At 41.9% G+C, this 9,837-nt stretch carries 8 protein-coding genes; 3 read left to right on the forward strand and 5 right to left on the reverse strand.

What is annotated here, in order from left to right:
• Positions 1 to 768, reverse strand: coding sequence for an SDR family NAD(P)-dependent oxidoreductase (locus tag H5125_RS18000; protein ID WP_254439841.1), 768 nt, complete (start codon positions 766 to 768; stop codon positions 1 to 3).
• A 195-nt stretch (positions 769 to 963) separates the two neighbouring features.
• On the opposite strand from H5125_RS18000, the gene H5125_RS18005 reads away from it, so the two are divergent.
• Positions 964 to 1,662 (forward strand): FadR/GntR family transcriptional regulator, encoded by a 699-nt coding sequence (locus H5125_RS18005; RefSeq protein WP_101087323.1) that lies wholly within the window; start codon positions 964 to 966, stop codon positions 1,660 to 1,662.
• Positions 1,663 to 1,757: 95 nt separating this feature from the next.
• Here H5125_RS18005 and H5125_RS18010 read toward each other — a convergent pair whose 3' ends face one another.
• Positions 1,758 to 3,890, reverse strand: a complete 2,133-nt coding sequence (locus H5125_RS18010; RefSeq protein ID WP_182744932.1) for an alpha-galactosidase — start codon at positions 3,888 to 3,890, stop codon at positions 1,758 to 1,760.
• Between the two features lie 278 nt (positions 3,891 to 4,168).
• Here H5125_RS18010 and H5125_RS18015 point away from each other — a divergent pair, with 278 nt between their 5' ends.
• Positions 4,169 to 6,133, forward strand: coding sequence for a beta-galactosidase (locus tag H5125_RS18015; RefSeq protein WP_182744933.1), 1,965 nt, complete (start codon positions 4,169 to 4,171; stop codon positions 6,131 to 6,133).
• 53 nt (positions 6,134 to 6,186) lie between these two features.
• On the opposite strand, the gene H5125_RS18020 is transcribed toward H5125_RS18015, so the two are convergent.
• The 3 genes from H5125_RS18020 to H5125_RS18030 form a co-directional block, all read right to left on the reverse strand.
• Positions 6,187 to 6,408 (reverse strand): DUF2061 domain-containing protein, encoded by a 222-nt coding sequence (locus tag H5125_RS18020; RefSeq protein WP_101087320.1) that lies wholly within the window; start codon positions 6,406 to 6,408, stop codon positions 6,187 to 6,189.
• Between the two features lie 196 nt (positions 6,409 to 6,604).
• Entirely contained in the window at positions 6,605 to 7,519 is a 915-nt protein-coding gene (locus H5125_RS18025) for a 1,4-dihydroxy-2-naphthoyl-CoA synthase (RefSeq protein ID WP_101087319.1), read from the reverse strand.
• A gap of 99 nt (positions 7,520 to 7,618) precedes the next feature.
• Positions 7,619 to 7,966: a hypothetical protein gene (locus H5125_RS18030; RefSeq protein ID WP_101087318.1), complete on the reverse strand. Its 348-nt coding sequence runs from the start codon at positions 7,964 to 7,966 to the stop codon at positions 7,619 to 7,621.
• 76 nt (positions 7,967 to 8,042) lie between these two features.
• Between H5125_RS18030 and ccoG the strand changes: the two genes are divergently transcribed.
• Positions 8,043 to 9,470, forward strand: coding sequence for a cytochrome c oxidase accessory protein CcoG (gene ccoG, locus H5125_RS18035; protein WP_101087317.1), 1,428 nt, complete (start codon positions 8,043 to 8,045; stop codon positions 9,468 to 9,470).
• The last annotated feature ends 367 nt before the right edge of the window (positions 9,471 to 9,837 follow it).

Below are 9,837 nucleotides of genomic sequence, written 5' to 3' on the forward strand. Positions count from 1 at the left end.
CTAAGCTCTCCCACCGTCAATATTGATACACTGACCGGTGATCAATTCACTATTGTTTGAGGCTAAAAACAGGGCGAGTTTGGCAACATCTTGAGGGGTGATTCGGCGTTTTAATGCCATCGCATCAGTCCATTTTTGCTCTTCTTGTTCTGTTAGCCAGCTGGCCAGCTGCTTTTCGGTGGCGACCCAACCGGGCAAAATGGCATTGACACGAATACCAGATTCTCCAAACTCACGTGACAATGAGCGTGTCATACCTATTAAGCCTGCTTTTGCTGTCACGTAGCCGGTCATTTGTTGTGAGCCTAATAACGCGGTGATTGAACTGAAATTAATAATGCTACCGGAATGCTGCTGCTTCATTAAAATATAAGCCGCTTGAGATGCAAAAAAAGCAGGGTCTAAATTAATTTGCATGCACTTATGCCAATCATGGGCTGAAATCGTTTCGACATCTTGGCGCGCATCATTAGCGACATTATTTATCAGTACGTCAAAGCGGCCAAAGTGTTGACCAACATCTCTAATGGCTTGTTGTAATGATTCGGAATCGGTGGCATCGACAGCGCGAAACCAAATTGATGAAGCATCAATTTTGGCCATTTTGCTAAGTAGATTGGCTGCTGTTTTATGATCGATATCAATAAAAGCCACTTTAGCTTGTTGATGTATGAAGGCTTCGACCATAGATGCGCCAATACCACTGGCGCCGCCGGTAATAAAGATGACTTTGTCTTTCAAGTCTTGATATTGGGTTAACAAACTCACTTATAACGCTCCAAACCTACTTTTTATGATTATGGTTAACTAGCGGTATTTGTTGGATTTAATGATTAATCCGAAAAATAATGATGATTATTATGTCTATTTCTAACATTAACACCACTGAAAACAAAGTTATATCGTAATTGCGTTTAAATATGATATAACAGATTTATGTACTGAATATTGGACAGTAAAAGCATGAATAATTCTCCACGTCAAAATTTAACACATCAATTAACTCACGATTTGGGCATTGCCATTGTAAAAGGGGTTTACCCTGTTGGCGAAGGTTTACCCTCTGAAGCTGATTTGTGTATTGAATACGATGTTAGCCGTAGCTCAACGCGTGAAGCGGTAAAAATGCTGTCTGCAAAAGGCCTTATTTCATCTCGGCCTAAACAAGGCATTCGGGTGTTGCCTGAAAGCAATTGGAACATGTTTGATACCGACGTATTAAAATGGATTTTAAGCAGTAAACCGTCATTGTCTTTACTGAAAGAGTTTACTCAAGTGAGGGTTGCGCTAGAACCGCAAGCGGCGGCACTTGCAGCAATGAACGCATCTGATGAGCAATTAGCGTCTATCGAGAAGGCACTCGAACGTATGGTTGAAGCTGAACAAGGTTTAGATGACCCGTTAGAAGCTGATATTGCATTTCATACCAGCATCCTAATCGCCAGTGGTAACCGGTTTTTTGTGCAATTAACCGAGTTTATTGGTACCGCACTCAGGGTGAGCATTCGTTACACCAACAAGATAAAAGGCGTGCCGGGTGCGGATGTGAAAAAGCATGCCGAAATTTTTAATGCGATTAAAGCGCGCAATCCTGAATTATCTAAAGCCGCTGTTTCAATGATTTTAGATGAAGCACTTGAGCTGATTGAGTTGAAGTTGTAGTCGGTCGAAACAATCATAAAAAGAGCACCTAAAGGGTGCTCTTTTGCTTAATGGGGATAAATAATGCGCGCTATAAAGAGGCGCGCGATAAAGTATTATTTCACTTCATTTAACTCAAAAATCAACGACGTTTGTGGGAAGGTAATCGGCAACTGCATGCCAAAGGTCATTAATGCTTCACCACTAAAGGTTTGATTGTCTGTCATGGCTAATACAGACGGTGAGTAGAATGAAAATCCGGCCGGCCAAATTAGTGATAGTTGATAATCTCTGTCGGCATCTAATCCTGCAAAATGATATTTTGGCGGATTAGTTCGTTGGGTCTCTTTGACGCTGTTGTAAGCAAACAAAGCTTGGGTTTGGTTTGTATTAACAATACCAAAGTTGATTGAGTCGCCATCGCTGTTTAATCGTACCAACTTGCCACTGTGAATTAACTGACGATGCTGTTTGTGCAGTTTGATTATCTGCTGTAACTGCTCACGTTCATCATGGGTTAACTCTCGAGGATCCATTTCAATCCCCATGTGGCCAAAGAAAGCGACCGCGGTTCGCATGGCAATATTGATGTGTCGCCCGGTAATGTGGCAATCGCGCGGGCCAACATGCGCCCCCATCACTTCTGCTGGGAAAAAGAACGAACAACCACGTTGAATGGTGAGTCGATCTAATGCGTCATTTGAATCTGAAGTCCATACTCGATCAGTGTGTTGTAATACACCGTAATCAACTCGCGCACCACCAGAGGAACAACTTTCAATTTCAATGTGTGGATGACTATCTTTAAGGCGCTTGATTAAAGCATAAGCGGCTTTAGTTTGTTGATGCACTGCCGGCTTACCCAATAAATTACCTGCATGATTGAGGTCGCGGTTCATGTCCCATTTGAGGTAGAGAATTTGTGGGTATTCAACCAAGATATCGTTAATCGCATTAAACAGATAGTCAGTCACGTCTGGGTTCGTCATGTCTAGCACTAGCTGTTTTCTAAATTGCAGCTGCTCGTTACCTTGGGTTTGCAGCGCCCATTCAGGGTGGTTGCGATATAAATCGCTGTCTGGATTAACCATTTCAGGTTCAAACCATAAACCAAATTCCATGCCCACGTTATTAACATGATCAATCAGTGGTTGCAGTCCGTCTGGGTAAATTTCACGATCAACAGTCCAGTCACCTAAACCGGCAAAGTCACCACGGCGACCTTTAAACCAGCCGTCATCGAGTACAAATCGTTCTGCACCAATGTCAGCCGCTTGGGTCGCTAATGATTGTAAAACAGCAACATCATGGTCAAAGTAAATTCCTTCCCAAGTGTTGTAGTGCACTGGGCGTGGCTTTAGGCGTACCTTTTCAGTGATAAGTGATTGACGAACATACTGATGGAAGCAATGAGATAAGCCACTAAAACCGTCATTAGAATAGGCTGTATATAACGTTGGGCTGATATAAGACTCGTTAGGCGCGAGTATCATTTCACCAGGCATTAATAATTCACCTAATTGGGCATAACTGCGGCCTTCTGCAAGTAACTCCGCTCGCATTTTATGGTTGCCACTCCAACCTAAATGAAAACCATAACACTCACCGCCTTGTTCATGGGTGAGTTTGTTGTGCATTACCATGCCTGGGAAATTGTCGTGTGAGGTTTTACCTTTACGGTTTTCACGCACAAAGCTGCCTAAGAAGGTATCAAAAGACTTGCGTTGGAATTCGTTCGACCAACGGCCTTCAAACGACATTACTTGGTCAATATGCAGAGGCATCGGAATGGTTGGCGCTGCACACCAATTCACATTAACTGAGGTTTGGCCTAAATTGGTTAATTCTGTTGTCGCACTGAGTACGTCACTGCGTGGGTTAAGCTGTAAGTAATGCTTAACGCTTAGCTGACGTAGGGTATCTACTGACTCGAAATACACTTCGTTTTCATTCGGTTGGTTCACTTGTGTTAGTGCACCACCAATTGACCATGCAATGTTGTTATCAAAAATTTCAATGCCAGGTGCACCGGTAAAACCTTCACCCATTAACGGCGATAATGAAATAGGCGCTTCAACAACAACTGAGCATTTAGCTTCTTGTCTGGTGCTTAACCGTTTCATCATGTCAAAGCTGGTCTTTTCAGATAACTTTTTACCAAAATACAAAATGGCAGGAGTCTTGTTTAAGCAATCAACGATCAAGCTAGTATGTTGGCCATTAAGCAAAACGAACTGGGGATGTGACATGATATTGTCCTTGATTGACGTTTTTGTGTTTATACACACTGATTAAGCATACATATTCGAATGTGTTGGATTGAGCCAGCAACATTCTGCAGTGTGTTAATGATGTATTCGGATTATTTTAAAATACTATATATCATATAAATACTAGGTTAGTATATTGATCGTCATTAAAAATTGGTTAAATAACCCCGTAATTTTGCTTATGACAGTAGGGTAGAACCTTAACAATATCCTATGTTCGAGCCAACGGTTTTACGCACTATATATTGGAGATTAACATGTTAGGAGTTTGCTACTACCCTGAGCATTGGCCTGAATCTATGTGGCAACAAGACGCAAAAGAAATGCGTCAGCTTGGATTACAGTATGTGCGTATTGGCGAGTTTGCGTGGTCTAGAATTGAGACCCGTGATGGCGAGTATTCTTTTGAGTGGCTGGATCGTGCCATTGAAACGTTAGCTAACGAAGGGCTGCAAGTGATTATGTGCACGCCAACGGCTACGCCTCCTAAATGGTTAATCGACAAATACCCAGACATTTTACCTGTCGATATTAAAACAGGTACTACCCGTGGCTTTGGTTCGCGCCGTCATTATGATTTTTCAAGTGATAACTACTTTCGTGAAGCAATGCGTATCTCTACCGTTATTACACAACGCTATGGTCAACATCCTGGCATCTGTGGCTGGCAAACGGACAACGAGATTGCTTGTCACGATACTACTCATAGTGGCTCATTGGTGGCTAAGTCAGCATTTCAACAGTGGTGCAAAGCCTATTATCACAACGATATTGAAAAGCTCAATACTGCCTGGGGTAATGTTTTCTGGTCGATGGAATATCAAGATTTTGAACAAATCGAATTACCTATTCTAGCGGTAACTGAAACCAATCCTGCTCATCAACTGGCTTACCGTCGTTTTAGTTCTGACCAAGTGGTGAAGTTTCATGATGCAATGGTTGAGATCATTCGTGCTCATGCGCCAAATCGTTTTGTAACCCATAACTTTATCCCGTTAGTCGATACTCAAGCCGATAACTTTGCATTAGCCAAAAACCTCGATTTTGTCAGTTACGACAATTACCCGCTCGGTCGTTCAGATATGTTTTTTAAACATATGCCAGCAGAACAATTTAAACCGTACATGCGTACCGGACACCCTGACTTTTCAAGTTACTCGTTTGACCAAAGCCGTGGTGTGAGTAATAAAAACTTTTGGGTAATGGAGCAGCAACCTGGTCCAGTAAATTGGGCGCATCACAACCCTCGTCCTGAAAAAGGCATGGTTAGACTGTGGTCATGGCAGGCGTTTGCCCATGGTGCAGACTGCGTGTGTTATTTCCGTTGGCGCCAAGTGCCATTTGCGCAAGAGCAAATGCATGCAGGCATTAAACGTAACGATAATTCGAAAGCTGCAGCTTGGGCTGAAGTTGAGCAAATGCGTGACGAGTTGGCCAAAGTCGATTTTACCATTAGCGATCCAGTACAAGCGAAAGTGGCTATCGTGACAGGTGCTAACAGTCAGTGGGTGACCGAGATTGAACGCCAAGGTGACAGTTACAATCATCAACGCGTTGAGTTTGCTTATTACTCGGCATTACGTCAGTTAGGGTTAGCTGTAGATTTTGTCTCTGTAGATCATGATTTGACACAGTATGCTTTAGTTGTCGCACCGTGTTTACCGATTGTGCCGCAAGCCTTTGTTGATAAATGTCAGCAAGCAAACGTACATTTGGTTATCGGTCCTCGCTCAGGTAGTAAAACGGATGAATTGTCATTAGTGCCTACGTTAGCACCGGGAGCATTCCAAGTTTTAGTTCCTGTAAGAGTATTATCAACTGAAACCATTCGTCCAGACTGCAGTGAAGTCTTGCATTTTAATGGGGTTGAGTTTGAAAGCCAGTGCTGGCGAGAGGAGCTAGAACTCGGCGATGGTGTTGATGTGGTGGCGACGTATCATGATGGTAGTCCTGCTGTGGCTCGTCATCAAAATACTAGCTATGTAGCGACATTGACCTGTGATGGATTTTTACTCGAGTACTTTAAAATGCTTGCAGTAGAGTTAGGATTAACCACATTAGCGTTACCTAAAGATATGCGTGTGGTTAAGCGTGGTCAGTATGCTTACTTGTTTAACTACGCCGGTTATTCGCAAACTGTACCAAGTGAGTTACAAGGGCAATACGTTTTAGGCAGTGCAAACCTTGCTGCTTACGATGTTGCTATCATTAAACTCGTATAGTGTAGCAACAAGTATATGTTAGTAAGATTATGGCCATCAATCTGGCCATAATCTTAGCTCACAAGCTGAATTGACTCTGTTGTTATCTCAGCTTGTTGCATCTTTTTCAACTCAATGTTTTTCCACACCTTGTCATGAAAGTAGAACACAACTGTATTAACGGCAGGTTCAAGCAGGGCAATGGTACCACCGATAATAATGCTACCGGTTAATAGGTAGGTAATCGTAAAAGCGACACTGAAGTGTAAAATGGCAAAGCTAATAGTCTTTTTCATGATGAATCCCCTGTTTGATTTGTTTAAATGATAACAGTTATCATTATCAAGTAAAGAGGGTTAATTCGATTATTGCAAATGAAAATTTCGATTACGTTTATTATTTTTAATCTTGAAACAAATAAAGACCCTAAGTAGGGTCTTTCATATAGTTAATCACATGAATAAATGCAGTCTATAACATCAGGTGTTGAGATTAGTAATGCCAAGGAAAACGTGAAAAGTCTTGATCTCGTTTTTCTAAAAAGGCATCGCGACCTTCTTGAGCTTCTTCACTCGCATAGGCTAAGCGTGTTGCTTCACCAGCAAACAGTTGTTGGCCGACTAAACCATCATCAGCCATATTGAAGCCATATTTAAGCATACGCATTGCAGTGGGGGATTTAGAGTTAATCTCTTTGGCCCAAGCTAAGGCTTCAGTTTCTAGTTCGGCATGTGGAATGGCACGATTTACCATACCCATGTTAAATGCCTCTTCTGCAGAGTAATTAAACCCAAGAAAGAAGATTTCGCGGGCTCGCTTCTGACCAATCATCTTGGCTAAATAAGCACTGCCATATCCGGAGTCAAAGCTACCTACATCAGGATCGGTTTGCTTAAAAACAGCGTGTTCTTTTGACGCCAATGTTAAATCACAAACCACATGTAAACTATGTCCACCACCCACAGCCCAGCCAGGTACAACCGCAATGACCACTTTAGGCATGAAGCGGATCATTCGCTGCACTTCTAATATATGTAGGCGCCCCATTCGAGCTACATCAGGAGTACCTTCTTCAGCACCTTCATATTTATAGCCATCTTTACCACGAATACGCTGATCGCCGCCTGCGCAAAATGAGTATTGACCTTTTGCTGATGGTCCATTTCCTGTAATAAGTACACAACCTACATCGGACCATTGTCTAGCGTGGTCTAGAGCCATATAGAGTTCATCTACTGTTTTAGGACGAAATGAGTTAAGGCAATCAGGCCTGTTTATTGCGATACGCACCGTGCCTTGGGATTTTGCCCGGTGGTAAGTGATGTCTTCAAAATTGAATCCTTCGACAAGATTCCATAACTCAGGGTCAAAGATGTCAGATACTGATTCAGTTTGTGATGGTGTCATAAAAAAACCTAGCCCCTATTGCAGATATTACACAAAGGCTAGGCTTATTTGATACTTAGGTCAATTCGTTAGCATAAAATCGTTAACGAGCACAAGTTATTAGATTTTATCGCAAATAAATTGCAAATTTTCTGTTGAAAAAACAGGGTGGCGAGCACTACTATGGCAGTATTCGATTTTAAACTCACTAATGGCTTCGTTACTGGTAAATACACCATCTAATTCACGAATTTCAATTGTCGATAAACGCTTATAAATTTCCTCTTTAACTTGTGGAATGTGCTTATCGATTTTAATGATTTTTGTACCCGTCATCGAATCAAGCTTTTTATCTGCCTTAGTAAACATCGTTTTAATGTCATTAATTGGCTTATCAAGCTTGTCTGTTTCTGTCGCGAAATAATAAATAATCCCCGCGATTATTGCTAATCCTATCCAGCCTCTCATCTTTTTATCCAATAATGTGTTATTACCTATATAATAAGCTAGTTATCGTTCAATATTAAAGCAGTAAGGCTGTAACATGACGACAGAATCCAACTCCAAGGACTTTTCCAAACAACAACGTATTCAAATCCATCAACCTGATGCTAGTAAAGCAGACAGCTTCAATCCGCGCAACCGTATTTACGTAAGAGCTGTCGATGGCTTATGGACAACCTTACGACGTTATATGGGTTGGATAGCCATGTTATTTTTCTTACTTCTGCCTTGGTTACCCTGGGGAGACCGTCAAGCCGTGTGGTTTAATCTTGCTGAGCAAAAATTTCACGTCTTTGGTTTAACTATTTGGCCACAAGATCTCACCTTGCTTGCCGCACTCTTTATGATAGCCGCATTTGGGCTGTTTTTCGTTACCACTTATCTCGGTCGAGTGTGGTGTGGCTATACTTGCCCACAAACCGTGTGGACCTTCATCTTTATCTGGTTTGAAGAAAAATTTGAAGGCGCGCGTAATAAACGTATCAAGCTTGACCAAATGCCGTGGAGTGTCAATAAACTCTGGCGTAAAACAGCAAAACATACTTCTTGGTTATTAATATCACTATTAACAGCCACTACGTTTGTATCCTATTTTGTTCCAAGTCGTGAACTCTATATTGACTTCTTTACCCTTAATGCTGGTGGCGGGATATATTTTTGGGTGGTTTTCTTCACTATTGCTACTTACGGTAATGCCGGATGGATGCGTGAGATCATGTGTATTCACATGTGTCCCTATGCCCGCTTCCAAGCTGCCATGTTTGATAAGAATACCTATATAGTAGGCTACGACACCCAACGCGGTGAAACCCGTGGTCCTCGTACACGTAAACAAGATCCTAAAGAGATGGGTTTAGGCGACTGTATTGACTGTGACTTGTGTGTACAAGTGTGCCCAACTGGAATCGATATTCGTAATGGTCTGCAATATGAATGTATTAACTGTGGTGCTTGTATCGATGCATGCGATAACACAATGGAACGCATGGGATACGACAAAGGGTTAATCAGTTACACAACAGAAAACAAACTTGATGGTGTGCAAGAAAAGGTATTGCGACCTAAGTTAGTGGGTTACGGTGTGGTACTCACGGTGATGATATTAATATTCATATATGCCAGCGCAACGATTGCACCTGTTCGTATGGATGTTATTAGAGATAGAAACTCACTTTATCGAGAAAACAACCAAGGCAATACAGAGAATACCTTTACGATTAAAATTCTCAATAAAACAGAACAGCCGCAAGAATATGAGCTAAGCGTCGAAGGATTGCCTAATGCCAGATGGATTGGCCCACAGCATGTATCGATAGAAGCGGGTGAAGTATTAACCTTACCAATTAGTATTGCTGTTGATCCTATTGAGTTGAAGAGAAGTATCACCAAAATCGATATCAAAATAACTGCGCAAATAGATGGCAGCCCAATAGAAATAAAACAGGAAACTCGATTCTTTGGTGATTAGAACTGAGTGAAATAGCCGAAAAAGGGACGGATAGTCCCTTTTTTGTTCTTTTCGATTGAAAAAGCACCTCTCGGTCATGTTTTTGCAATATTTAGCCTATTTATGCTTGCACAAATAATTAAGCTCCCTATAATGCGCAACCACTGACACGGCATACGTCGCTGGCAGGTTGTAAGGTTCAAATTGAAGTTTACAACGGCGAAAAGAAAGTTTGAAAAAACACTTGACGCCAACCTGGGAAGGCGTAGAATACGCACCCCAAGCCAACGACCTAGCGTCAACGGCCGCTGAATGAAAAATCGAAAGATGTTCATGTTAGCAACGTTCTTTAACAATCTAAACAAGAAATCTGTGTGGACATTCACAG

It is taken from the genome of Shewanella sp. SR44-4, assembly GCF_014163715.1.
In the GTDB taxonomy this organism is placed as follows: Bacteria; Pseudomonadota; Gammaproteobacteria; order Enterobacterales; family Shewanellaceae; genus Shewanella.